The sequence below is a fragment of the Streptomyces sp. NBC_01294 genome (genome assembly GCF_035917235.1).
GTDB lineage: Bacteria > Actinomycetota > Actinomycetes > Streptomycetales > Streptomycetaceae > Streptomyces > Streptomyces caledonius.
The window spans coordinates 2,256,147-2,280,933 of sequence record NZ_CP108423.1 but is presented as its reverse complement, the minus strand read 5'-3'; the positions used below and the strand labels follow the sequence as shown (position 1 = coordinate 2,280,933).

The 24,787-nt window shown below is 73.5% G+C and carries 20 protein-coding genes; 13 read left to right on the top strand and 7 right to left on the bottom strand.

The features are described from left to right. Window positions 1–115: 115 nt before the first annotated feature. The 4 genes from ispG to OG534_RS09990 all read left to right on the top strand — a co-directional run bounded on the left by ispG (window position 116) and on the right by OG534_RS09990 (window position 4,602). Window positions 116–1,273 (top strand): flavodoxin-dependent (E)-4-hydroxy-3-methylbut-2-enyl-diphosphate synthase, encoded by a 1,158-nt coding sequence (ispG, locus tag OG534_RS10005; RefSeq protein WP_326587741.1) that lies wholly within the window; start codon window positions 116–118, stop codon window positions 1,271–1,273. 138 nt (window positions 1,274–1,411) lie between these two features. After that, window positions 1,412–2,257 carry a GNAT family N-acetyltransferase gene (locus tag OG534_RS10000; RefSeq protein ID WP_326587740.1) on the top strand — a complete coding sequence of 282 codons (846 nt, stop codon included), beginning with the start codon at window positions 1,412–1,414 and terminating at the stop codon, window positions 2,255–2,257. Window positions 2,258–2,319: 62 nt separating this feature from the next. Beyond that, a complete protein-coding gene (locus OG534_RS09995) occupies window positions 2,320–2,862 on the top strand; it encodes a GNAT family N-acetyltransferase (protein ID WP_326587739.1) in 543 nt (180 codons plus the stop codon). Window positions 2,863–2,904: 42 nt separating this feature from the next. Continuing rightward, window positions 2,905–4,602: a proline--tRNA ligase gene (locus OG534_RS09990; RefSeq protein ID WP_326587738.1), complete on the top strand. Its 1,698-nt coding sequence runs from the start codon at window positions 2,905–2,907 to the stop codon at window positions 4,600–4,602. Window positions 4,603–4,757: 155 nt separating this feature from the next. Here the strand turns inward: OG534_RS09990 and OG534_RS09985 are convergent, their stop codons facing one another. The 4 genes from OG534_RS09985 to OG534_RS09970 are packed head-to-tail and all read right to left on the bottom strand — an operon-like array spanning window position 4,758 to window position 7,709. After that, window positions 4,758–5,723, bottom strand: coding sequence for a slipin family protein (locus OG534_RS09985; protein ID WP_326587737.1), 966 nt, complete (start codon window positions 5,721–5,723; stop codon window positions 4,758–4,760). A 42-nt stretch (window positions 5,724–5,765) separates the two neighbouring features. Beyond that, window positions 5,766–6,668 (bottom strand): aminoglycoside phosphotransferase family protein, encoded by a 903-nt coding sequence (locus OG534_RS09980; RefSeq protein WP_326587736.1) that lies wholly within the window; start codon window positions 6,666–6,668, stop codon window positions 5,766–5,768. A 16-nt stretch (window positions 6,669–6,684) separates the two neighbouring features. Continuing rightward, window positions 6,685–7,152, bottom strand: a complete 468-nt coding sequence (locus OG534_RS09975) for a DUF4439 domain-containing protein (protein WP_326587735.1) — start codon at window positions 7,150–7,152, stop codon at window positions 6,685–6,687. Continuing rightward, window positions 7,149–7,709: a hypothetical protein gene (locus OG534_RS09970; RefSeq protein WP_326587734.1), complete on the bottom strand. Its 561-nt coding sequence runs from the start codon at window positions 7,707–7,709 to the stop codon at window positions 7,149–7,151. Before OG534_RS09970 ends, OG534_RS09975 begins: the two co-directional genes overlap by 4 nt. Window positions 7,710–7,876: 167 nt before the next feature. On the opposite strand from OG534_RS09970, the gene rimP reads away from it, so the two are divergent. The 9 genes from rimP (at window position 7,877) to OG534_RS09925 (ending at window position 20,087) form a co-directional block, all read left to right on the top strand. After that, entirely contained in the window at window positions 7,877–8,389 is a 513-nt protein-coding gene (gene rimP, locus OG534_RS09965; RefSeq protein ID WP_326587733.1) for a ribosome maturation factor RimP, read from the top strand. Window positions 8,390–8,391: 2 nt separating this feature from the next. Further along, window positions 8,392–9,408, top strand: coding sequence for a transcription termination factor NusA (gene nusA / locus OG534_RS09960; protein WP_326587732.1), 1,017 nt, complete (start codon window positions 8,392–8,394; stop codon window positions 9,406–9,408). A gap of 145 nt (window positions 9,409–9,553) precedes the next feature. Further along, window positions 9,554–9,841: a YlxR family protein gene (locus OG534_RS09955; RefSeq protein WP_326587731.1), complete on the top strand. Its 288-nt coding sequence runs from the start codon at window positions 9,554–9,556 to the stop codon at window positions 9,839–9,841. Between the two features lie 148 nt (window positions 9,842–9,989). Continuing rightward, the gene (infB, locus tag OG534_RS09950; protein WP_326587730.1) at window positions 9,990–13,133 is read left to right on the top strand and encodes a translation initiation factor IF-2; all 3,144 of its coding nucleotides are present in this window, start codon (window positions 9,990–9,992) and stop codon (window positions 13,131–13,133) included. Window positions 13,134–13,318: 185 nt separating this feature from the next. Beyond that, a complete protein-coding gene (locus tag OG534_RS09945; RefSeq protein WP_030030358.1) occupies window positions 13,319–13,612 on the top strand; it encodes a DUF503 domain-containing protein in 294 nt (97 codons plus the stop codon). Between the two features lie 28 nt (window positions 13,613–13,640). Next, window positions 13,641–14,090 (top strand): 30S ribosome-binding factor RbfA, encoded by a 450-nt coding sequence (gene rbfA, locus OG534_RS09940; RefSeq protein WP_326587729.1) that lies wholly within the window; start codon window positions 13,641–13,643, stop codon window positions 14,088–14,090. Then, window positions 14,087–14,995 carry a tRNA pseudouridine(55) synthase TruB gene (truB, locus tag OG534_RS09935; protein ID WP_326587728.1) on the top strand — a complete coding sequence of 303 codons (909 nt, stop codon included), beginning with the start codon at window positions 14,087–14,089 and terminating at the stop codon, window positions 14,993–14,995. The genes rbfA and truB overlap by 4 nt, the downstream gene beginning before the upstream one ends. 237 nt (window positions 14,996–15,232) lie before the next feature. After that, window positions 15,233–19,003 (top strand): serine protease, encoded by a 3,771-nt coding sequence (locus tag OG534_RS09930; protein WP_326587727.1) that lies wholly within the window; start codon window positions 15,233–15,235, stop codon window positions 19,001–19,003. A 127-nt stretch (window positions 19,004–19,130) separates the two neighbouring features. After that, window positions 19,131–20,087 carry a bifunctional riboflavin kinase/FAD synthetase gene (locus OG534_RS09925; protein ID WP_326587726.1) on the top strand — a complete coding sequence of 319 codons (957 nt, stop codon included), beginning with the start codon at window positions 19,131–19,133 and terminating at the stop codon, window positions 20,085–20,087. 108 nt (window positions 20,088–20,195) lie between these two features. Here OG534_RS09925 and OG534_RS09920 read toward each other — a convergent pair whose 3' ends face one another. The 3 genes from OG534_RS09920 to eccE form a co-directional block, all read right to left on the bottom strand. After that, a complete protein-coding gene (locus tag OG534_RS09920) occupies window positions 20,196–22,667 on the bottom strand; it encodes an SCO5717 family growth-regulating ATPase (protein ID WP_326587725.1) in 2,472 nt (823 codons plus the stop codon). A gap of 108 nt (window positions 22,668–22,775) precedes the next feature. Beyond that, window positions 22,776–23,474 carry a hypothetical protein gene (locus OG534_RS09915; protein WP_326587724.1) on the bottom strand — a complete coding sequence of 233 codons (699 nt, stop codon included), beginning with the start codon at window positions 23,472–23,474 and terminating at the stop codon, window positions 22,776–22,778. Next, window positions 23,471–24,745 (bottom strand): type VII secretion protein EccE, encoded by a 1,275-nt coding sequence (gene eccE, locus OG534_RS09910; RefSeq protein ID WP_326587723.1) that lies wholly within the window; start codon window positions 24,743–24,745, stop codon window positions 23,471–23,473. The genes OG534_RS09915 and eccE overlap by 4 nt, the downstream gene beginning before the upstream one ends. Window positions 24,746–24,787 lie beyond the last annotated feature (42 nt).

The following is a 24,787-nucleotide window of genomic DNA, read 5'->3' as shown; positions in this document are numbered from 1 at the left end:
CGTTCGGGTGGGACACCCCCTCGGATGCGAGGGCAGCGCATGGTTTGCCGTAATCTCGAAGCCTGGAGCCCGCCGAATTCGGGACCTTGATCCACACCTTGGGGTTGCACAGCAGATGACTGCCATCTCTCTCGGAATGCCGGCCGTGCCGACGAAGCTTGCCGACCGCAGGGTCAGCCGCAAGATCCAGGTCGGATCGGTGGCCGTCGGCGGCGACGCGCCCATCTCGGTGCAGTCGATGACCACCACCCGCACCTCCGACATCGGCGCCACGCTCCAGCAGATCGCCGAGCTGACCGCCTCCGGCTGCAACATCGTCCGCGTGGCCTGCCCGACCCAGGACGACGCCGACGCGCTCGCCGTGATCGCGAAGAAGTCGCAGATCCCGGTCATCGCCGACATCCACTTCCAGCCGAAGTACGTGTTCGCCGCGATCGACGCCGGCTGCGCCGCGGTCCGCGTGAACCCGGGCAACATCAAGCAGTTCGACGACAAGGTCAAGGAGATCGCGCACGCCGCCAAGGCCGCGGGCACCCCGATCCGGATCGGCGTCAACGCGGGCTCGCTCGACGCCCGCCTGCTGAAGAAGTACGGCAAGGCCACCCCCGAGGCGCTGGTCGAGTCCGCGCTGTGGGAGGCCTCCCTCTTCGAGGAGCACGGCTTCGGCGACATCAAGATCTCGGTCAAGCACAACGACCCGGTCGTCATGGTCAACGCCTACCGCCAGCTGGCCGCCGCCTGCGACTACCCGCTGCACCTGGGCGTCACCGAGGCCGGCCCCGCGTTCCAGGGCACCATCAAGTCCGCCGTCGCCTTCGGCGCGCTGCTCTCCGAGGGCATCGGCGACACCATCCGCGTCTCCCTCTCCGCCCCGCCGGTCGAGGAGATCAAGGTCGGCAACCAGATCCTGGAGTCGCTGAACCTCAAGCCGCGCCGCCTGGAGATCGTCTCCTGCCCGTCCTGCGGCCGGGCCCAGGTCGACGTCTACAAGCTGGCCGAGGAGGTCACGGCGGGCCTGGAGGGCATGGAGGTCCCGCTGCGCGTCGCGGTCATGGGCTGCGTCGTCAACGGCCCGGGCGAGGCCCGCGAGGCCGACCTCGGCGTCGCCTCCGGCAACGGCAAGGGCCAGATCTTCGTGAAGGGCGAGGTCATCAAGACCGTCCCCGAGTCGAAGATCGTGGAGACCCTCATCGAGGAGGCGCTGAAGATCGCCGAGCAGATGGAGAAGGACGGCGTGATGAGCGGCGAGCCCACGGTCGCCATCGGCGTCTGAGGCTCCCGAGGAGTGCCCCGGCCCCGTTCCCGCAGCTCGCGGGCGGGGCCGGGGCTTTTTCGTGACCTGCGGACGCGGCATCGTCCGGCGCCTCCGGGTACAGTGCGGAGATCAGCAGACTTGCATGGTGAGGCCCCAGTGTTGACGCAGACCACCACCCGGGTCCTTGAGCCCAGTGATCTCGACGCCGCGCTCGACATCCTCGGACGCGACCCGGTCGAGAACGCGTTCGTCACCTCCCGGGTCCAGGTGGCCGGACTCGACCCCTGGCGCCTGGGCGGCGAGATGTGGGGCTGGTACGCCGACGGCGAGCTCCGTTCGCTCTGCTACGCGGGCGCCAACCTGGTCCCCGTCTGCGCCGAACCCGACGCCGTGCGCGCCTTCGCCGACCGCGCCCGCCGCACCGGCCGCCGCTGCTCCTCCATCGTCGGCCCCGCCGAGGCCACCCGGCTGCTGTGGCAGCTCCTGGAGCCCAGCTGGGGGCCGGCCCGCGAGGTCCGTTCCCACCAGCCGCTCATGGTCATCGAGCGTCCGTCCACCACGGTCCGGGCCGACCCGCGGGTCCGCCGGATCCGCAAGGACGAGATGGACCTGATCATGCCCGCCTGCGTGGCCATGTTCACCGAGGAGGTCGGCATCTCGCCGATGGCCGGCGACGGCGGGCTGCTCTACCAGGCCCGCGTCGCCGAGCTCGTCGCGAGCGGCCGCTCCTTCGCCCACGTCGAGGACGGCATGGTCGTCTTCAAGGCGGAGATCGGCGCCGCCACCGCCCGCGCCTGCCAGATCCAGGGCGTGTGGGTGGACCCCGAGTTCCGCGGCCGCGGGCACTCGGAGACCGGCATGGCCGCCGTCGTCGCCTACGCGCTGCAGGACGTGGCCCCCGTGGTCAGCCTCTACGTGAACGACTACAACACCGCCGCGCGGGCGGCGTACCGGCGCGTCGGCTTCCGCGAGGTCGGCGCTTTCATGAGCGTGCTGTTCTGAACCGGTACGCCGCCCCGGCGGCGGCATTCCGGCGCGACCGTACCGCGAAGTAAGGTCGCCGCATGCTGCCATCCGGAGTCCGCATCGGCCCCCTCGACCTCGCCGCCCGCGTGGACGAGGCCCTGCGCGTGCAGGCCGTCGCCTTCGGCCTCAGCGAGGAGGAGGTCGGCATCCGGCGCTACATCGTCCAGCGCCACATGGCCTGCCGCGGCGCCCGCGCCCTCGGGGCGTTCGCCGAGGACGGGGCGCTCACCGGGTTCGTGTACGGGATGCCGAACGACCGGACGCACTGGTGGTCCACGATCGTCGAGCCCTACCTGCGCGCCGGCGGGCACGAGGCCTGGCTCGACGGCTCCTTCGTGATCACCGAACTGCACGTCCACCCCGGCTTCCAGGGCCACGGCGTCGGCCGCGGCCTGATCACCGCCCTCACCGACGACGCCGCCGAACCCCGCTCGATCCTCTCCGCCATCGACACCGAGAGCCCCGCCCGGGGCCTCTACCGGGCCCTCGGCTACACCGACCTCGCCCGCCAGGTCCACTTCCCGAGCGCGAGCCTCCCGTACGCCGTCATGGGCGCCACCCTGCCGCTGAGCAGGCCCTGAATTGATTACCGGGGCCCGCGCGGCCCCCGGTAACCTCCCCGCATGTCTACGCAACACGTGCAGCGCATGTCCCGCCTGATGGCCAAGACACTCCGCGAGGACCCGGCCGACGCCGAAACCCTCAGCCACCGGCTTCTGGTCCGCGCCGGCTACGTCCGGCGCAGCTCGGCCGGGGTGTGGACGTGGCTGCCGCTCGGCAAGCGCGTCCTGGACAACGTCTCGCGCGTCGTCCGCGAGGAGATGGACGCGATCGGCGCCCAGGAGGTGCTGCTCCCGGCCCTGCTGCCGAAAGAGCCGTACGAGGTCAGCGGACGCTGGTCGGAGTACGGGGACCTGCTGTTCCGGCTCAAGGACCGCAAGGGCGCGGACTACCTGCTCGGTCCCACGCACGAGGAGATCTTCACCCTGGTGGTGAAGGACCAGTGCACCTCGTACAAGGACCTGCCGGTCATGCTGTACCAGATCCAGACCAAGTACCGCGACGAGGCGCGGCCGCGCTCCGGGGTGCTGCGGGGGCGCGAGTTCCAGATGAAGGACTCGTACTCCTTCGACGTGTCCGACGAGGGGCTGGAGGAGTCGTACCGGCTCCACCGCGAGGCGTACGTCCGCATCTTCGAGCGGCTCGGCCTGGACCACCGGATCGTGTCGGCGGTGTCGGGGGCGATGGGCGGCTCGGCGTCGGAGGAGTTCCTGGCCCCGGCCGGGGCGGGCGAGGACACGTTCGTGGACTGCCCGTCCTGCGACTACGCGGCGAACACCGAGGCCGTGACGTTCGCCCTGGCACCGGTGTCCGCGGAGCACCCGGCGCTGGAGGAAGTGGACACCCCGGACACCCCCACGATCGAGACCCTGGCGGCGCACCTGGGCGTCCCCGCCTCGGCGACGCTGAAGAACCTGCTGGTCAAGGTGGACGGCGAGATCGTGGCCGTGGGCGTGCCGGGTGACCGGGAGGTCGACCTCGGCAAGCTGGGCGAGCACCTGGCCCCGGCGGTGGTGGAGCTGGTGACGGCCGAGGACTTCGTCGGCCGGCCCGACCTCGTACGCGGCTACGTGGGCCCGCAGGGCCTGGAGAAGGTCCGCTACCTGGCCGACCCGCGGGTCGCGCCGGGCACGGCCTGGGTGACGGGCGCCAACCGGGCGGACACCCACGCCCGCAACGTGGTCTGCGGCCGCGACTTCGAGGTGGACCAGTACCTCGACGTGGTGGTCGTCGAGCCCGGTGACCCCTGCCCGAACTGCGGCGCCGGACTGCGCCTGGACCGGGCCATCGAGATCGGCCACATCTTCCAGCTGGGCCGCAAGTACGCCGACGCCTTCGGCCTGGACGTGCTGGGCCGCGAGGGCAAGCCGGTCCGCGTCACCATGGGTTCCTACGGCATCGGCGTCTCCCGCGCGGTGGCGGCGCTCGCCGAGCAGACGGCGGACGAGCGCGGGCTGTGCTGGCCGGCGGCGGTGGCCCCGGCGGACGTCCACGTGGTGGCGGCGGGCAAGGCGGTGCCGCTGGCCCTGGCGGAGGAGGCGGCGACGGCCCTGGCGGGCTCCGGCCTGCGGGTCCTGCTGGACGACCGTCCGGGGCTCTCCCCGGGTGTGAAGCTCACGGACGCGGAGCTGATCGGCGTGCCGTGGATCCTGGTGGCGGGGCGGCGGTCCGCGGAGCAGGTGGTCGAACTCCAGAACCGCGCGACGGGCACCCGCGAGGAACTCCCCCTCCCCGAGGCCCTCGCCCGCCTGACGCGCTGACCCGGCCGAACTCCCGGGGCTCCGCCCCGAACCCCGCGCCTCAAACGCCGGCACCATCCAGCCCCTCCGGCGTTTGAGGAGCGGGGTCTGGGGCGGAGCCCAGGTCTTTCAGCCCGTCCGGCGTTGAGGACGGGGGGACGGCTCCGCGCAGCGGCCTACCCGCGCGTCCCGTCCGGGTCGTCCACCGGCGGGGGCGCGCCGTCCAGGAGCAGGGCCTCCGCCGGGCCGCCGAGCGCGGGCGGCGGCGCTGCACCGTCGACCTCGGCCGGCGGCACCGCTCCGTCGACCTCGGCCGGCCCGGGGCCTTCGGAAGCCGGGCCGGCCGGGGCCGGTTCTTGGGGCGCGGCCGACGCCGGAGGCGAAGGGGCCGCGCGCTCCAGGAAGCGCAGCAGCTCCACCGGGAACGGCAGCACCAGCGTGGAGTTCTTCTCGGCGGCGACCGCCACGACCGTCTGCAGCAGGCGCAGCTGAAGCGCCGCCGGCTGCTCCGACATGACCTCCGCCGCCTCGGCCAGCTTGTGCGAGGCCTGCAGCTCCGCGTCCGCGTTGATCACACGGGCCCGGCGCTCGCGGTCCGCCTCGGCCTGCCGGGCCATCGACCGCTTCATCGTCTCCGGCAGGGACACGTCCTTGATCTCGACCCGGTCGATCTGCACGCCCCAGCCCACCGCCGGGCTGTCGATCATCAGCTCCAGGCCCTGGTTCAGCATCTCCCGGTTGGACAGCAGATCATCCAGGTCGGACTTTCCGATGATCGACCTGAGTGAGGTCTGCGCCATCTGCGAGACGGCGAAGCGGTAGTCCTCCACCGCCACGATCGCGCTCGCCGGGTCGACGACCTTGAAGTACACGACCGCGTCCACCCGCACGGTGACGTTGTCCCGGGTGATGCCCTCCTGCGCGGGCACCGGCAGCGTCACGATCTGCATGTTCACCTTGTGGAGGCGGTCGAGTACCGGAACGATCATCGCGAAGCCGGGCGCCCGTATCTCCTCGCGCAGCCTGCCGAAGCGGAAGACCAGGCCCCGCTCGTACTGCTTCACCACTCGGGCCGCGGCGCCCACGTAGACCGCGACGCCCACAGCCGCGGCGATCGCCGCTGTCAGCAGTTCTTCGACCATGACGGCCCCCTGCCGGACATACCTTCCTACCTACGGTATGCCCTACAGCCAGGCCGCGAACTCCAGCAGCAGCTCCGCGTCCCGGCGCCGTCCGGCGGCCAGCGCGCGGTTGCCCGACTCCACCGCCCGGAAGAGCGTCCAGCCCCGCAGCCGGTCCCGGTCCACCTCCAGCGCGTCGGCCAGCTTGTTCACCCGGCGCCGGGCGCCCGCCGCCCCCGCAGAGGAGGCCACCTGGTCCTCCAGCCGGTCCCGGACCAGCCGCGCCAGGTCGTACGCCCGCTCGCCGACCAGCGGGTCGGGGCCCACGGTCAGCCACGGCGCGCGCTCGCCCGCCAGCACCTTGCCCTGCCGGAAGTTCCCGTGCAGCAGCAGTTCCTCCGGCGCGGCCGCCAATAGCTCCTCGCGCACCGCCAGAGCCGTGTCGGCCAGCGCCCTGGTCTCCTCCGGGGCCGCCCGCAGGGCCGCCGACTGCTGCCCGGTGCGCTCCGCGACCGTCTCCCACCCGTGCACGGCGGGCGGCGCCACCCACAGCCTGCGCAGCGTGCCGCTGGCCTCCAGCAGCGCCTTCGCCTCCGGCAGCGACCGCAGCGACACCTCCGGGTGCAGCCGCTCCAGCAGCAGCGCCCCGTCGTCCTCGTGATGCCGCGTGTCCAGGACCCGTACGGCCCCGAAACCGCCCCAATGCGCCAGCGCGGCCAGTTCCCGGTCGGGCCGGGCGTGCGGCGGCGCCAGTTTCAGCGCGGCCGGGGTGCCGTCGGCGTACGTGACGAGGACGACCAGGCTGCTGCGGCCGCCCGGGGCCTGCACCCGCACGGCCCCTACTCCTCGCCGGGACAGCGCGGCCTCGGTGAGTCGGGGCAACTGCCCCAGCCAGTCCGCGTCCTGCGCCGTTTCCGGCATCTCGCCGAGCGCCCGTACAAGCCGCTGCGGCGGTTCGAAAGCCATGCGTGCGTGGTCCCTTTCAGCTGTGCTGGGCCCGTTGCGCTTCGTCCGCGCGTTCCGAGAGCCCAGGGAAGGCTACGCCGACACCACGCCAGCGTGCCGCGCGCACGGCCGCGGCGCTCAGCGCGTCGGCCGCCTCGCGGCGCAGCGGACCCTCCGCCGCGCGCACCAGATCGGAGTACGCGCCCGCCACCCGGTCCTCGACCACCGCGGCCAGCCGCTCGGCGTCGGAGGGGGTGCGCACCTGGAACGGCAGGGCGTACGCGGCCTCCGAGGGCCGGGGTGCCCCGCCCAGCTCCCGTACGGTCCGGGCGAGCGCGTCACGCCGCGCGAGGTGGGCGCCGTAGGCCTCGCGGGCCTGCGTCGCGCGGGCGCCGACGGTCCGGGCGCCGATCACCCCGTAGGCGTACGCGGCCGCGTGCTCGGCGGCGAGTGCGGCCTGGGCGGCCTCCAGGGGACGGCCGGCGGGGGAGGGTTCGGGCTTCACGACGCGGCTCCCGGGTTCGAGGTCAGCAGGTGCACGTGCACGGCGCCGCAGGCCGCCACCGAGGCCAGCATCCGGGCCAGTTCCCCCGGGGCCCCGGCGAGGTCGATGGTCCGTGCCTCGGACAGGCTGCGCTCGGCGTCCGCGAGCGCGGTCAGGGCGTCGGCGGGCTTCGGCGGCACCGGCTCGGCGCTCGCCGCGGGCCCGGCGGCCCCCGTACCGCCGGACGGGGACGCGGACGGGGACACGGACCGGGACGGCGACGGAGAGCCCGCGGGGTCGGGGGACAGGGCGGCAGCGTGCGCCGCGACGGCGGCGCGCAGCGGAGCCAGCCGCGCGGCCAGGGCCGCATGGGCGGCGGCCGTGGCGTCGTAACGTTCCAGCAGCCGCGCACTGTCACGAACGGCCGCCTCACGCATCCGCCGTTCGAGTGGAATCGCGGCATCGCCGCCGTTCGGGCCGTCGTCGGAGCACCCCGTGAGCAGCGCGGCGCCGGCCGCGCCGGCGGCACCGGCGAGCAGGCTCCTGCGCGAGGGTCTCGAAGGCAGTGTCCAGGGCACGGCGACGTCCTCCGGGTGTAGACGGGGCTGTGGGCGGGGCAGGGTGTGATCACGGTACCCGGGGCCCCGTCCACAGGGCGGACGGCAACACCCCCTGACACCGGATACCCTTTGACCTGACACACGACGGAAATCACAACAGCACACGCGGCCGAGGAGTCACCCGGATGAGCACCACCCAGAGCGACAGGCTGCGCGGACTGCTGGAGCCGCTCGTCGCCGCCAAGGGCCTGGACCTCGAGGAGATCGAGATGTCCCGGGCGGGCAAGCGCCGGATGCTGCGGATCATCGTGGACTCCGACGAGGGCGTGGAGCTGGACGCGTGTGCAGAGCTGAGTCGCGAGGTCTCCGACAAGCTCGACGAAACCGATGTGATGGGTGAGGACGAGTACGTCCTCGAAGTGAGCTCGCCGGGCGCAGACCGCCCGCTGACCGAGCACCGTCACTACGTACGGGCGATCGGCCGTCTCGTGAAGTTCCAGCTTTCCGCCGAGGGCGAGAAGGGTGCCGGGGAACTGATCGCCCGCATCATCGACGCCGACGACGAGGGCCTGGACCTCGAAGTCCCGGGCGTGAAGGGCCGCAAGGCGACCGCCCGCCGTATCGCGTTCACCGACATCGCCAAGGCGCGTGTCGAGATCGAGTTCAACCGCAAGGACAAGAAGGAAGAGGAGGCGTAGCCGTGGACATCGACATGAGTGCCCTGCGGGGTCTGGTCCGGGAGAAGGAGATCTCCTTCGACCTGCTCGTCGAAGCGATCGAGTCGGCCCTCCTCATCGCGTACCACCGGACCGAGGGGAGCTTCCGCCGCGCTCGCGTCGTGCTGGACCGCACCAACGGTCACGTGGTCGTGTGGGCGACGGAAGACCCGAGAGACCTCGAAGAGGGCCAGGAGCCCAAGGAGTTCGACGACACCCCGTCGGACTTCGGCCGGATCGCCGCGACGACCGCCAAGCAGGTGATCCTGCAGCGTCTGCGCGACGCCGAGGACGACCTGACCTTCGGCGAGTTCGCCGGCCGTGAGGGCGACGTCATCACCGGCGTCGTCCAGCAGGGCAAGGACCCCAAGAACGTCCTCGTCGACATCGGCAAGCTGGAGGCCATCCTGCCGGTGCAGGAGCAGGTCCCCGGTGAGGAGTACACGCACGGCCTGCGCCTGAAGGCGTACGTCGTGCGGGTGGCGAAGGGTGTCCGCGGTCCGTCCGTGACCCTCTCCCGCACCCACCCCAACCTCGTGAAGAAGCTCTTCGCGCTGGAGGTCCCGGAGATCGCCGACGGCAGCGTCGAGATCTCGGCCATCGCACGTGAGGCCGGTCACCGCACCAAGATCGCGGTGCGGTCCACCCGCTCGGGCCTGAACCCGAAGGGCGCCTGCATCGGCCCGATGGGCAGCCGCGTGCGCAATGTCATGGCCGAGCTGCACGGCGAGAAGATCGACATCGTCGACTGGTCGGACGACCCGGCGGAGATGGTCGCCAACGCGCTGTCACCCGCCCGGGTGAGCAAGGTCGAGGTCGTCGACTGGGACTCCCGCTCCGCCCGGGTGACCGTGCCCGACTACCAGCTGTCGCTGGCCATCGGCAAGGAGGGCCAGAACGCCCGCCTCGCCGCGCGGCTCACGGGCTGGCGCATCGACATCCGTCCCGACACCGAGGCGTCCCCGGACGCGGACCGGGACCGGGACCGGGACGGGGAATAAAACCGGTACCGGCCGGGGCTACCCCGACGGTAGACAGGTGCACGCCGCCGTTTTCGGGCGGCGGATCAAGACAACACAACAGCCGTTCGATTTTTCGCCCGCCACTTGTCGGGAGAGAGGTCGGTGCGGGGAGGTAGACTTAGGCGTGTCTGGCCGGACGCAAGCCCGCCCACGCCCCGAACGCACCTGTGTGGGGTGTCGGGAGCGAGCGGCCAAGAGCGATCTGCTGCGGATCGTGGCGATCGAGGACGAATGCGTCCCCGATCCTCGCGGTACGCTGCCCGGCCGGGGTGCCTATGTGCACCCTGCCGTGGTCTGCCTCGACCAGGCGGTCCGCCGCCGAGCGTTCCCCCGGGCCCTTCGGTCCGCCGGAGCACTCGACACGGCGGAACTGCGCAAAGCCGTGGCCGCCCAGGCCGTGGCCACACCGTAAGACGTAGAACGGCACGGATGCCCCGTGCGGTCAGGTACCTCGCGAGTTGGAAGTAGGTCGAGATTGCGATGAGCACTCGATGAGTACGCGATGAGTACGCCCATGAAGTAGCAACGGTCCGGCGTAACCCGGACCTAAAAGGAGCGAAGTGGCTAAGGTCCGGGTATACGAACTCGCCAAGGAGTTCGGAGTTGAGAGCAAGGTCGTCATGGCCAAGCTCCAGGAACTCGGTGAGTTCGTCCGTTCGGCGTCCTCGACGATCGAGGCGCCGGTTGTACGCAAGTTGACTGACGCACTGCAGGGCCCCGGCGGCAACGCCGGCAAGTCCGCTGCGAAGCCGGGTGCGCCCCGCAAGGCCGCCCCCGCCAAGCCCGGGGCTCCCACCCCGGGTGCCGTTGCACGTCCCGGTGCGCCGAAGCCCGGTGCACCGGCCCCCAAGCCGGTCGTCGCGGAGGCTCCGGCCGCCGCAGCGCCCGCCCCGGTGACTCCGGCCGCCTCCGGCCCGCGTCCCGGCCCGAAGGCCCCGGCCGCCCCGAAGCCCGCTCCGGCGGCGCCCGTGGTGACCGAGTTCTCCGCGCCTCCGGCGGCTCCGGCCGCCACCCCGGCGCGCACCGAGCGTCCCGCCGCCGCGGCTCCGGGCCCCCGTCCGGCGCAGCAGCGTCCGGCGCAGGGTCAGGGTGGCCAGGCCGGCGCCCGTCCCGGCGCCCCGCGCCCGGCCGGCACCGCTCCCGGTGCCCAGGGTCAGCGTCCGGCCGGTGGCCCCGGCCAGGGTGCTCCGCGTCCCCAGGGCGCCCGTCCGGCGGGTCCCCGTCCGGGCAACAACCCCTTCACCTCTGGTGGCTCCACCGGCATGGCGCGCCCGCAGGCGCCCCGTCCGGCCGGCGCTCCCCGTCCCGGTGCCCCCGGCGCCGGTGGCGGCCAGGGTGCTCCCCGCCCGCAGGGCGGTCCCGGCGGCGCTCCGCGTCCGCAGGGCCAGGGCGGCGCTCGTCCGACCCCGGGCGGTATGCCGCGTCCGCAGGGTGGTGCCCCGCGTCCCGGTGGTGCTCCCGGTGGTAACCGTCCGAACCCGGGCATGATGCCGCAGCGTCCCGCTGCCGGTGGTCCCGGTCCCCGTCCCGGTGGCGGCCCCGGTGGCCGTGGTCCCGGTGCCGGTGGCGGCGCAGGTCGTCCCGGCGGTGCCGGTCGTCCCGCGGGCGGCGGCTTCGCCGGTCGTCCGGCCGGTCCGGGCTCGCGTCCCGGCGGCGGTGGCGGCTTCGGCGGCCCGCGTCCCGGTGGCGGCGGCTTCGGCGGCGGTCCGGCCGGTGCCGGTGGCGGCGGTCGTCCCGGCTTCGGTGGTCGTCCCGGCGGTCCCGGTGCCCGTGGTGGCACGCAGGGTGCCTTCGGCCGTCCCGGTGGTCCGGCGCGTCGTGGTCGCAAGTCCAAGCGTCAGAGGCGCCAGGAGTACGAGGCCATGCAGGCCCCGTCCGTCGGCGGCGTGATGCTGCCTCGCGGCCAGGGCGAGACCGTTCGCCTGTCGCGCGGTGCCTCCCTCACCGACTTCGCGGAGAAGATCAACGCCAACCCGGCGTCGCTCGTCGCCGTGATGATGAACCTCGGCGAGATGGTCACTGCCACGCAGTCCGTCTCGGACGAGACGCTCGAGATGCTGGCCGGCGAGATGAACTACACGGTTCAGATCGTCAGCCCGGAGGAAGAGGACCGCGAGCTCCTCGAGGGCTTCGACATCGAGTTCGGCGAGGACGAGGGCGGCGAGGAATACCTCATGCCGCGTCCGCCGGTCGTGACCGTCATGGGTCACGTCGACCACGGTAAGACCCGACTGCTCGACGCCATCCGCAAGACGAACGTCGTTGCGGGCGAGGCCGGCGGCATCACGCAGCACATCGGTGCGTACCAGGTCTCCACCGAGGTCAACGACGAAGAGCGTCGCATCACCTTCATCGACACCCCCGGTCACGAGGCGTTCACCGCCATGCGTGCCCGTGGTGCCAAGTCGACCGACATCGCGATCCTCGTGGTCGCGGCCAACGACGGCGTCATGCCGCAGACGATCGAGGCGCTCAACCACGCCAAGGCCGCCGGCGTCCCGATCGTCGTCGCGGTCAACAAGATCGACGTCGAGGGTGCCGACCCGGTCAAGGTGCGCGGTCAGCTCACCGAGTTCGGTCTGGTCGCCGAGGAGTACGGCGGCGACACGATGTTCGTCGACATCTCCGCCAAGCAGGGTCTGCACATCGACTCCCTGCTCGAGGCCGTCGTCCTCACCGCCGACGCCTCGCTCGACCTGCGCGCCAACCCGGAGCAGGACGCTCAGGGTATTGCGATCGAGTCCCACCTCGACCGCGGCCGCGGTGCCGTCGCCACCGTCCTCGTCCAGCGCGGTACCCTCCGCGTCGGCGACACGATGGTCGTGGGCGACGCCTACGGCCGAGTGCGCGCCATGCTCGACGACAAGGGCAACAACGTCGAGGAAGCGGGTCCGTCGACCCCCGTCCTGGTCCTGGGTCTCACCAACGTCCCCGGCGCCGGCGACAACTTCCTCGTCGTCGACGAGGACCGTACGGCCCGTCAGATCGCCGAGAAGCGTGCTGCGCGTGAGCGCAACGCCAACTTCGCCAAGCGCGTCCGTCGTGTGTCCCTCGAGGACCTCGACTCCGTGCTCAAGGCCGGTCTGGTCCAGGAACTCAACCTCATCATCAAGGGCGACGCGTCCGGTGCGGTCGAGGCTCTCGAGTCCTCGCTGCTCCAGCTCGACGTCGGTGAAGAGGTCGACATCCGGGTCCTGCACCGCGGTGTGGGTGCGGTCACCGAGTCCGACATCTCGCTGGCGATGGGCTCCGACGCCATCGTCATCGGTTACAACGTCCGTGCGGCCGGCCGTGCCGCGCAGATGGCGGACCGCGAGGGCGTCGACGTTCGCTACTACTCGGTGATCTACCAGGCCATCGAGGAGATCGAGGCGGCCCTCAAGGGTCTCCTCAAGCCGGAGTACGAAGAGGTCGAGCTCGGTACGGCGGAGGTCCGCGAGATCTTCCGCTCGTCCAAGCTGGGCAACATCGCCGGTGTCCTCATCCGGTCCGGCGAGGTCAAGCGCAACACCAAGGCGCGGCTCCTGCGCGATGGCAAGGTCATCGCCGAGAGCCTCACCATCTCCGGTCTGCGCCGCTTCAAGGACGACGTCACCGAGATTCGCGAAGGCTTCGAGGGCGGTATCAACCTCGGCAGCTACAACGACATCAAGATCGACGACGTCATCGCGACGTACGAGATGCGCGAGAAGCCCCGCGCGTAAGCGCGAGGCGGTTCGCACCGTGTCGTAACTCGTAACACCGGGGCCGGTCGGCGGAATATCCGTCGATCGGCCCCGGCCGTTGCGTGTACGGTTCTGGTGACCCGGCCGCGCGAGCGCCGGGTGATCCTGCCGGGCGAGGGCCCGGCAGGCCACCGAACCCGCACCGGCGGGATATCCGGAACTGCATGTACGTGGGGACTCTGTCCTTCGACCTGCTCCTCGGCGACGTCCACTCGCTGAAGGAGAAACGCTCTGTCGTCCGGCCCATCGTCGCCGAGCTCCAACGAAAGTTCTCCGTGAGCGCGGCTGAAGTGGGCGACCAGGACCTGCACCGCAGGGCCCGTATAGGGGTCGCCCTGGTGAGTGGGGACGCGGGGTTCCTCTCGGATGTACTGGACCGCTGCGAGCGGCTGGTCGCGGCGCGTCCGGAAGTGGAGCTGCTGTCCGTACGACGGCGCTTCCACGGTGATGAAGACTGATAGCAAGACATAAGAAGGAGACGGACCAGTGGCCGACAATGCGCGGGCGAAGAAGCTGGCGGACCTCATCCGGGAGGTGGTGGCGGAGAAGCTGCAGCGTGGTGTCAAGGACCCCCGCCTCGGTACGCACGTGACCATCACGGACACCAGGGTCACCGGCGACCTGCGGGAGGCCACGGTCTTCTACACGGTCTACGGTGACGACGAGGACCGTGCCAGCGCGGCAGCGGGCCTGGAGAGCGCCAAGGGCGTCCTGCGCTCCGCGGTCGGCCGGGCGGCGGGCACCAAGTTCACGCCCACCCTGACCTTCGTGGCGGACGCCCTCCCGGAGAACGCGAAGACCATCGAGGACCTCCTCGAAAGGGCGCGCACCTCCGACGCCCAGGTGCGTGAGGTCTCCTCCGGCGCCCAGTACGCCGGCGAGGCCGACCCGTACAAGAAGCCGGGCGAGGACGACGAGGACGCAGCCGCGGAATGAGCACCAACGCAGGGAAGACTCCGGACGGCCTTGTCATCGTCGACAAGCCGTCCGGCTTCACTTCGCACGACGTGGTCGCCAAGATGCGCGGGATCGCCAGGACCCGCCGCGTCGGCCACGCCGGCACGCTCGACCCGATGGCGACGGGCGTGCTGGTCCTGGGCGTCGAGAAGGCCACCAAGCTCCTCGGCCACCTCGCGCTCACGGAGAAGGAGTACCTCGGCACCATCCGGCTGGGCCAGAACACCCTGACGGACGACGCCGAAGGCGAGATCACCTCCTCCACGGACGCCACCGGGGTCACCCGGGAGGCCGTGGACGCGGGCGTCGCCAAGCTGTCCGGCGAGATCATGCAGGTCCCGTCCAAGGTCAGCGCGATCAAGATCAAGGGCGTGCGCTCCTACAAGCGCGCGCGGGACGGCGAGGACTTCGAGATCCCTGCCCGGCCGGTGACCGTCTCGTCGTTCCAGGTGTACGACATGCGGGAAGCCGAGGCCGAGGACGGCACCAAGGTCGTCGACCTCGTCGTCTCCGTCGTCTGCTCCAGCGGTACGTACATCCGCGCCCTCGCCCGTGACCTCGGCGCCGACCTCGGCGTCGGCGGGCACCTGACCGCGCTGCGGCGCACGCGGGTGGGCCCGTACAAGATCGACCGGGCGCGGACGCTGGACCAGCTTCAGGAGGAGCTGACCGTCATGCCCATCGGCGAGGCGGCCGCCGCGGCCTTCCCGCGCTGGGACCTGGACGCCCGGCGGGCCTCGCTGCTCGCCAACGGCGTGCGGATCGACATGCCGGAGGAGTACGCGGCCGGCGCCACGGTCGCGGTCTACGGGCCGAAGGGCGAGCTGCTCGGGCTCGTCGAGAGCAAGAACGGGAAGGCGAAGTCCCTCGCGGTCTTCGTCTGATCGTTGACGTGGAGCGGTGAGCGCACATGGACTGCTGCTCACCGCTCCACGACCCCCCTCGGGTAGGTCTCTATCCACCCGGACCCCGGTATTCACCCGTCCGAGCAGGCGCTCGGAGTGAATGGAGGGAGCGTAAGGGGGCGCAATCGCCTCGCGTGCTTTTCGTGCTGATCTTCACCTGCCTACCGTCGTGAACACGGGGCGTTGCGGGGGAGTGGTGCGGGGAGTGGTGCGGCCATGGCGGAGCTCGTCAAAATCTGCGATCCGGCCGGGCGGCCGCGCGGCAGCGGATTCGTCGCCGACGACCGCGGGACGGTGGTCACCAGCCACGAGGCCGTCGACGGCCTGACCCGGGTGGTGCTGCACGGACCGGGACCGGCCGGGCGGACCTGGCTGGCCGAGGCGGCGGACGTGACCGCGTTGCCGGGGCTCGCGCTGGCGCTGGTACGGACCGACGGGCTCGGGATGCGACCGCTGCCGGTCGCGCTGCGCGAGGTGATCGACCCGGGGACGTACGTACGGCTGCCCGCGCGGGGATGGCGGCAGGCGCGGGTGCTGGGGGGCGCGGCGGTCACGTACGCGGCGGCGGACAGCGTCCACGCGGTGCCGGCGGGTCTGGCGGTGGAGCTGGCGATCGGGACGGACGGCCGCGACGCGCTCCTGCTGGGCGGGGAGGCCTGCGGGGGCCCGGTCCTGGACGCCGCCACCGGAGCGGTGCTCGCGGTACTGGGCACTGCTCTGCGGGCGGAGCACCGTGCGGGAGGCTTCGCGGTGACCCTGCGCGCGGCGGCCGCGACCGACCCGTACGGCCCCCTGGCAACGCTTCTGGAACGCAATGCCGCCACCGTGCCGGGCCACGGCTCCGACCTGAACCTGGCCGGAGCGCTGGAACTGACGGCGACAACCGTCGGGGCCGCCTTCCCCACGGCCGCCCACACACCCGCCCCCGCAACCGGCCCCACCCTTTCCCTCGGCGCGGGCACCGGCCTCGACCCCGGCCTCGACCCCGACCCCGGCCTCGGCTTCGGCGGAGCCGGCTCGGAGCCCGACCGCGGACCCGGCTCCGGCAGGGCCTTCGGGCCGGGCGCCGGGGAGGGATCCGGTCAGGACTCCGAGCCCGGCTTCCGTCCGGGCCACGGTCCGGGTTCCGAGGCGGTCTTCGGCGGGGCCTTCGAGGGGGTGGAGCGGCCGGGGACCGCGGCCGAGCTGGATACCTTCATCGCCGGGGACCGGCCGGTTCTCGGGCTTGTGGGAGACCCCGGGACGGGCCGTACGACGGTCCTGGCGGCCCTGGCCGTGCGCCGCGCGCGGGGGGACCGGCCCGCGCCGACGCTGTGGCTGCGCGGTGCGGACCTGTGTGCCGGGGACACCTCGCTCTCCGACGCGGTGACGCGCGCGCTGGAGACGGCGGCCCGGATGATCGTCGCGGCGGACGACACCGTCCAGCCCCGCCGGCGTCCGGGGCCCGGGGACCCGGGGGCAGAACCCCCGGGAGCGGCGTCGCACCCCACGAAACCACCCGCACCGGCCACGGGTACCGGGCACGCCGACGGGCCACGGAGTCCCGGCACCGACGCACCGCGGCCAGCCGGCACCGCCGCGCAGGGCCATGGCACCGCCGCGGCGGACCACGGCATCGCCGAGCACCTGGCCCAGGTCGTCGCCCGGGCCGGGAGGCCGCTGCTCGTGGTGCTCGACGCTCCGGAGGAGATGCCGCCGGAGCTTGCGCACGGGCTCGCGCCCTGGACCGAGGCCACCGCGGACTGGCTGCGCGCCACCGCGGCCCGGCTGGTCGTCGCCTCCCGGCCCGAGTATTGGGAGCGGGCCGGCGCCCTCTATCCGCCCGAGGCCCTGCACACCCCGGACCGCCCGGCCCGGCGCCTGCCGCCCGCCCTCCCGCTCGCGGACCTCACCCCCGCCGAGGCCGAGACCGTCCGGGCCCGCCTCACGATCCCCGCCGACGCCGTCCGCGAGGCCGACGCCCGGCACCCGCTCACCCTGTGCCTGCTCGCCGGGATCCGCGCCGCCGGGGTCACCGCCGGCCGCCCCGGCCGCGACGAGGTCTTCGCCGCCCACCTGGACCTGCTGTGCCTGCGCGCCGCCGTCCGGATCGCCGCCGCCTGCTCCGACGCCGGGGGCTCCCGTGTGCACGGCCCGGGGGTCCGGCGGCTCGCGGCGCGCGTGGCCGGCCGGGTGCACGAGGCCGCGCGGCGCTGTCTGGGGCCCGGGCAGGGACAACTGGACCGGGCCTCCTTCGAGGAGTTGTTCCCGTGGCGCACCGGCTGGGCCTCCGCCGTGCTCACCGAGGGGCTGCTGGTGCCCGCCGGGCCCGGCTACCGCTTCGCCCACGAGGAACTGTCCGACTGGATCCAGGCCGGCCACCTAGACGTCCCGACCGCCCTCGGTTCCCTCGTCCACGGCCCCGCCGGACCGGGGCTGCCTGTGCCCCGGCACCGGATCGGGCCTGTCCTGGAGGCCCTGCGCAGACTGCCCCCGGACCGGCTCCGGAGCGAGCTCACCGCGCTGGTCCACCGCCTCAACCACTGCGCCGAGGAGCCGGAACAGGCCGGTCCGGACCGCGTGTGGTGGGCGGCCCGGCTGCTGCGCGAGACCCTGCTGCGGGCTCCCGACGCGTCCCCCCACCTCCCCGTCCTGCACGCCCTCGCCGAGCACGTGGCCCGCGCCGGCCCGGGCGAGTTCGGCGGCTGGTTCTGGAACCGGCTGCGGCTGCCCGAGCCCGACCGCCTCGACCTGCTGCGCCGCCTGCTGCCCGCCGACCCCGCCGAGGCGGTCCCCGGAGACCGCTTCCTGGACGCCGCGGCCCGCCGCCTCGTCCGGGACCCGCATCGCGCGCAGCCGCTGCTCTGCTCTTGGTTCACCGACGGCCGCCGGCTGCGCGGCCGCCCCGGGGCCACCGTCGCCACCGCCGCGCAGGCCCTGCTGCACACCCACCGCCGTCTCGCCGTGGACGACCTCACCGAGGCGCTCGTCAACGCCGCGCACCCGTGCGCCGACGAGCTGCTCGCCGTGCTCGCCGAGGAGGAGCCCTCCGCCCTGTGCCGGGCGGTGGACCGCTGGTCGCACGACGAACGGCCCGGCCGCCGGGTCGCGGCCGCCGCCTACGGGCTCGCCACCGCCCCGCACGTGCGCACCCCCGCCGACCGCGAGCTGCTGCGCTACGCCGCCCAGGCGCTGCTCGCCCGCCCCGCCGACGCCACCCTGCACGGCAGCGCCCTGGGGATGCTGCTCCGCGACCCTCAGGTGCGCGGCCGCTACCTGCCCGACGCCCTCGCCTGCTTCCGCGATCCCGATCGGGGCTCCCGGCTGCCCGCGGCGGCGCTGGTCGCCGCGCTGCCCGTGCTGCCCGACCCGGACGCGGTGTTCGCCGCCCTGCGGGCCCGGGCCGACGGGGAGGTGGTGCGCGCCCTGGCCGCGCTGACCACGCCGGGGCTGGCCCGGCGCGCGGGTGACCTCGTACGGGAGCACCTCGCGCGGTGCCCCGAGGACGCGGCCCACGCCGCCGTCTTCGTGGACCGGCGGCTCGAACAGGGCCCGGCCGCGGCTCCGGTGCTGCGCCCGCTGGTCCTGGACCTTCTCCGCGGCGCCCCGGCCGGGGTCAGGGCGGAGCTGGCCGGCGTACTGGCCGCGCCGGGCGGGGAGCCCTCGTACCCGCTGCGGGGCGAGCTGGCCGACGTACTCCTGCGCGAGGAGACCGATCCGCAGGTGCTCGACGCGTTCCTCCGGGCCCTCGCGGCAGGGACCGCAGGCCGCCCGGAGGGCCGTGCGCGTGAACTGCTGCGGCGCACCGGGCGGCAGCTGCTCGGGGCCCCGGGCGGGCCCGCGGTCTTCGAGCGGCGGACGGTGGAGCTGGCCCGGTCCGAACCGGCCTTCGGCGCCCTGGTGGCCCGCTGGGTGGCGGCGGCGGGGGCGGAGGCCGCGGCCCTGCTGGGGCCGAGCGCCCGGCGCACGGTGGAGACCCTCAGCAGGGCGGCCCCGGACGTGACGTGACGAGAGGGCACGGCAGCCGTCCCTCGCCGATGCCGATGCGGGGCAGCGGCCACCGGCATGGCAGTCTTAGACCTGCAATCGGCAATCAGTTCAAGGACCAACCGGGTTCGGGCGAGGAGCGGTCACAGTGCAGCGCTGGCGTGGCTTGGAGGACATCCCCCAGGACTGGGGACGCAGCGTCGTCACCATCGGCTCCTACGACGGCGTGCACCGGGGACATCAGCTGATCATCGGACGGGCGGTGTCCACGGCGCGTGCGCTCGGCGTCCCGTCCGTCGTGGTCACCTTCGACCCCCACCCGAGCGAGGTCGTGCGCCCCGGCAGCCACCCGCCGATCCTGGCCCCGTACGACCGGCGCGCCGAACTCATGGCCGGGCTGGGCGTGGACGCGCTGCTGATCCTGCCGTTCACGGCGGAGTTCTCGCAGCTGTCGCCGGCCGACTTCATCGTGAAGGTGCTCGTCGACAAGCTGCACGCGCGCGCCGTCATCGAGGGTCCGAACTTCCGCTTCGGCCACCGGGCCGCCGGGAACGTCGACTTCCTGCACGAGATGGGCTCCACCTACGACTACCAGGTCGAGGTCGTGGACCTGGTCGAGCGGGGCGAGGCGGGCGGCGGCGTGCCGTTCTCCTCGACGCTGGCGCGCAGGCTGGTCGCCGAGGGCGACATGGAGGGCGCGGCCGAGATCCTGGGGCGCCCGCACCGGGTCGAGGGCGTGGTGGTGCGCGGTGCGCAGCGCGGGCGCGAGCTCGGCTACCCGACGGCGAACGTCGAGACGGCGCCGCACACCGCGATCCCGGCGGACGGGGTCTACGCGGGCTGGCTGACGGCGGACGGCGAACGGATGCCCGCGGCGATCTCGGTCGGGACGAACGTGCAGTTCGACGCCACCGAGCGGACCGTGGAGGCGTACGCGATCGACCGCATCGGGCTGGACCTGTACGGGATGCAGGTGGCCGTCGACTTCCTCGCCTACGTGCGGGGGATGGCGCGGTTCGAGTCGCTGGACGGGCTGCTGGAAGCGATCGCGGACGACGTGAAGCGGGCGCGGGTGCTCACGGACGCGTACGACATGCAGCGCTGACGGCCATGCGGCCGGCCGGCTGGTCGGCTGGACGAACGAACGGGCGAGGGCCCGTACCGCCCCGGATCTCGATCCGATCCCGGGTGGTACGGGCCCTTCCTGTTGCGGTCAGCCGAGGCGCGGGTCGCGCGGGGGGTGCTGGGGCTGGGGCGGTTGCTGCTGCGGCTGCTGCGGGGCCGGGGGCTGCTGCCAGGGCTGGCCGGGCTGCGGGTAGGGCTGACCGTAGGGCTGCGGCTGCGGCTGCGGCTGCTGCGGAGGCTGCTGGTACGGGGGCTGCTGGCCCTGGGGCTGTCCGTACGGCTGCTGCGGCGGCATCTGCTGCTGGTGGTGCGGCTGGTGGGGCTGCTGAGAGCCCTGCGGCTGCTGAGGCGCACCCCAGTGACCCTGCGGTGCCTGCTGCTGCGCCCGCAGGAAGTCCTCGGCCACCAGCGCGGAGAGGTTGAAGTAGGCCTCGCGCGTCTTGGGCCGCATCATGTCGAGGTCGACCTCGGCGCCGGCCGCGAGGTGCTCGTCGAACGGCACCACGACGACACCGCGGCAGCGGGTCTCGAAGTGCTGCACGATGTCCTCGGTCCGGATCATCTTGCTCGTCTCGCGCACCCCGGAGATGACGGTGAGGGAGCGGGAGACGAGGTCGGCGTACCCGTGCGCGGAGAGCCAGTCGAGGGTGGTGCTGGCGCTGCTGGCACCGTCCACGGACGGCGTCGAGATGATGATCAGCTGATCGGCCAGGTCCAGGACGCCGCGCATGGCGGAGTAGAGGAGGCCGGTGCCCGAGTCGGTGAGGATGATCGGGTACTGGCGGCCCAGCGTCTCGATGACGCGGCGGTAGTCCTCGTCGTTGAAGGTCGTGGAGACGGCCGGGTCCACGTCGTTGGCGATGATCTCCAGACCGGAGGGCGCCTGCGAGGTGAACCGGCGGATGTCCATGTACGAGTTCAGGTACGGGATCGCCTGGACCAGGTCCCGGATCGTGGCACCGGTCTCGCGGCGGACACGGCGGCCGAGCGTGCCGGCGTCGGGGTTCGCGTCGATGGCCAGGATCTTGTCCTGGCGCTCGGTGGCGAGGGTGGCGCCGAGGGCGGTGGTGGTCGTGGTCTTGCCGACGCCGCCCTTGAGGCTGATGACGGCGATGCGGTAGCAGGACATGACCGGGGTGCGGATCAGCTCCAGCTTGCGCTGGCGCTCCGCTTCGGCCGCCTTGCCGCCGAAGCGGAAGCGTCCGCCGACACCGCCGTTGTTGTTGTTCTTGGGCTTCTGCTTGTTGCGCAGCAGGCGGTCGGAGGACAGCTCGACGGCGGCGGTGTAGCCGAGCGGCGCCCCGCCGCCGGCCTGGCCGGCCGAGTAGCGCGGGTCGTGCGGCTGCGGCGGCTGCTGTTGGCCTGGGCCGACGGGCCACTGTCCGGCGGAGCGCGGGTCGTACTGCTGGGGCTGCGGCTGCGGCTGCGGTTGGGGCTGCTGCTGCTGCGGAGCCGGCGGCGGGAACGGGTAGGCGTCCTGAGGCTGAGCCGCGAACGTGGGCGGCAGCGGCGGCAGTTCGCCGGAGGGTCCCCCGAACGGGGTCTCCCCGGCGGCCTGGGGTACGTCCGCGGGCGCGGCCGGAGCCGCCGCCTGCTCGGCGGGAGGCAGCAGGGGAGTCCCCTCGGCGGGGGTGCCCTGCGGGCCGGCCCAGCCGCCGGGGCCGGACTCGGCCACCGGGCCGGGGCCGTCGGTGACAGGGTCCGGGGCGGAGGCGGCGGCGTCCTCGGCCGGTACCGGAGCGGGAAGCGCGTACGACTGCGCCGCCTCGACGGGAGCCGCGAACGGCGCGACCGGGGCGACCGGGGCCGCCCCTTCGAGCGCGGGCACCGCGGCGTCAGCCGGAGCCTCGGCGGGGCTCGACGCGAACGCAGGCGGAGCCTCGGCCGGGGCAGGGACCGGGGCAGGGACCGGGGCAGGGACCGGGGCATCGAACGGGGCCGGAGCCTCGACCGGGCCCGGAGCCGCAGCCTCGCCCGGAACGGAAGTCTCGAACGGGGCCGGAGCCGAGAACGGGGCCGGCGCCGTGATCGGGGCAGGGGCGGCAGCCTCGGCCGAGGCCTCGCTGGGGGCCGGGACCGGAGCCTCGAAGGGGGCCGGAGCCGCGAACGGAGCCGGGGCGGCGGGGTCGGCCGGGGCGGGAGCCTCGAACGGGGCCGGAGCCGGAGCCGCGAACGGAGCCGGAGCCTCGATCGGGGCCGGAGTGGAGTAGGGGAGCGCCGGAGGCGTGATCGCCTCGGGCTCGGCCGGCGCCGGCGCCGGGGCCGGAGCAGCGGCCGGGAACGGGGCGGGCAGGCCCGCGCCGTCGGACGGGGTCCGCGGCGCCGGCGGAGCGATCCGCATCGTCGAGGGCGAGTCCAGGTCCGACGGGCGGTGGGGCTCAAAGCCGCTGCCCTCGGGGAGTCTCGGCACCTGCGCGGCCGGCGGAGCGTCCTGCGTGTACCAGGCCGGCGGGGTGTAGTCGATGGTGAACTCGCCCGTCAGTTCGGGCTCCGCGTCGGACTGATCGTCCGTCGGGACGTCCCACGTCCCGCCGCGCCTCTCGTTCCGATCGCCGCTCACTGGTCCTCCTGGTCTGTCGAACACCGGTCCGGCGCCCACCTCGCCGCGCCCGTACCCAGCCTAATCGCGCCTTGACACCCCTGTCCGCCCGCCCTCGGGGGGCCGCGGTCAGTCGATGCGCCGGGCCCCGCCCAGCAGGCCCGTCTCCGCGTCCGTCCCCTGGGTCATCACGAACTGCCGGTCCCGTGGCGTACACCACAGCGTCACCCCGTCGCCCAGCGTCGGCAGCGCATCCACCGCCTGCCGCGGCAGTTGCATCAGGCGGCCGATCTGCTCCGCCTCGTCCGGGGACACCCGCTGCACGCCCACCAGCGACGACTGCTGCAGCAACCGCGGCGCCGTCGGGCTCAGATACGGCAGCAGGGTCAGCACCGACTGCCAGGGCCCGGCCACCACGCGCCCGCGCGGCGGCCGCATCCCGCAGTCGCGGATCACGAGCACCGGGCTGCCCGCCGACGCACCCTGCGGTGGGATCCTGCCCACCTCGTGCAGGGTCACGCACTGCTGCCCGCCGCCGGCCGCCTGGGCCAGCCCGGACCACACCTGGCCGCGCCCGGTCTCCACCGCGACACGCGCGCCCGTGGCCGCCGCACGCAGCGCCAGTACCTGCGCCGTCCACAGACCGCCGATCAGCGTCACCTCGTACGGCGTCGGCCGGTTGATGCCGAGCACCGCCGAGCGCCCCTCGGCGTCGACGCCGATGACGACCCCGTCGTCCCCGACCGGCAGCGCCAGCAGGTCCATCTCCGCCGCGGGCACCACATGCCGCTCCCGCCGCGGGCCGACCAGCCCGAAACCGCCCCTCATCGCGCCCCTCCCAGCGGCAGCGAAGCCAGCAGCCCCGGCACCTGTTCACGGTCGAGCCGGACCAGCCCGGTCTTCACGCCCCGCGCCGTCCTCTCCAACTCCCTGCGCGCCGCGACCAGTTCCTCGTCGCTGCGCCCGGTCACCCGTACGTGTCCGGTCAGGGTCACGCCCTGCCGCTCCGCGGGGGCCATCGTCAGGCTGAAGTTCGTCGCGAGCGCGGGCAGCGAGGTCAGCAGGGCCACGAACTGCGGGAGCGACGCCGACCCGGTGCCGCCCAGCTGCGGCCAGCGGCCTATCCAGTACGTCGTGTGGCGCCGGTCGTCGCAGCGCCAGATCCGCGAGGTCTCCTCGGTGCGCCGCCCGGTGCTGGCCGACCGGCCGGCCTGGGTGATCGCCATCGGGTTCGCGCACGAGGACGTGGCCAGCGCCGCCGTCAGCTCCTGCTCGGTCAGCACGGTGGCCTTGAACCCGGCCCCGGCCAGCCGGCTCGCCAACTGGTCGGCCGCGCGCACCACGCACCGCTGCGCGCCCGCGAGCCCGCCGCCGCGCGCGGCGACCGCCTCGGGGCACAGCTCCGGGTCGAGCTTGAGCGCGATCCAGGTCAGCCGCACCGCCGGGGTGCCCGTCCGGGCCTGCAGCGGCGCGTAGTTGCGGGTGGCCATCGACTGGGCCGGCAGGTGCGGGGCCGGCGCCGGCTGGGTGTGCTGCACCAGCTGCGCGGACTCCAGCCGGATGCCGTCCACTTCGAGGATGTCGCGGACGAGGGCCAGCGGCAGCGGCCGCGCGCCCCGGTCGGGCCGCAGCGCGGTGGCGTCCGTGTCGACCTGGACGACCGCGGTCAGGAAGGTCCCGTCGCCGATCATCCCGACCGGCCGGCGGTCGCGGTCGCTGAACGTCAGCGTGCGCAGCGCCGGATCGGCCTCGACCAGCGGGGCCAGCCCGGGCTCGGTGCCCGCGGGCACGACGAGGGACGCGGCCCGCCTGCGCCGCGCGCGCAGCGCCAGCGCGCTGCCGATCCATTCCGGCAGGGAGCGCTGGTGGCGGCGTACGACCGCGAGCACCACGAGGACGAGCGCCAGTACACCGGTGGGAACCAGCAGGAGCGGTTCGACCACCCAGGCCGCCAACAGGGCGGCGGACGCGACCTGAAGCAGTACGAGCTGTTGCAGTCGGAACGGACCGAAGCGGCCGGGGCTCGACTTCGGATGCGGCGTGACCCCACCACGTGCGGGTGCCGGCGAGCCGGTCTGCGGCTCCGTCGCGGTGGCCATCACTCGCGCACTTCCCCTTTCCGGGGCCAGACCCCATGAGTC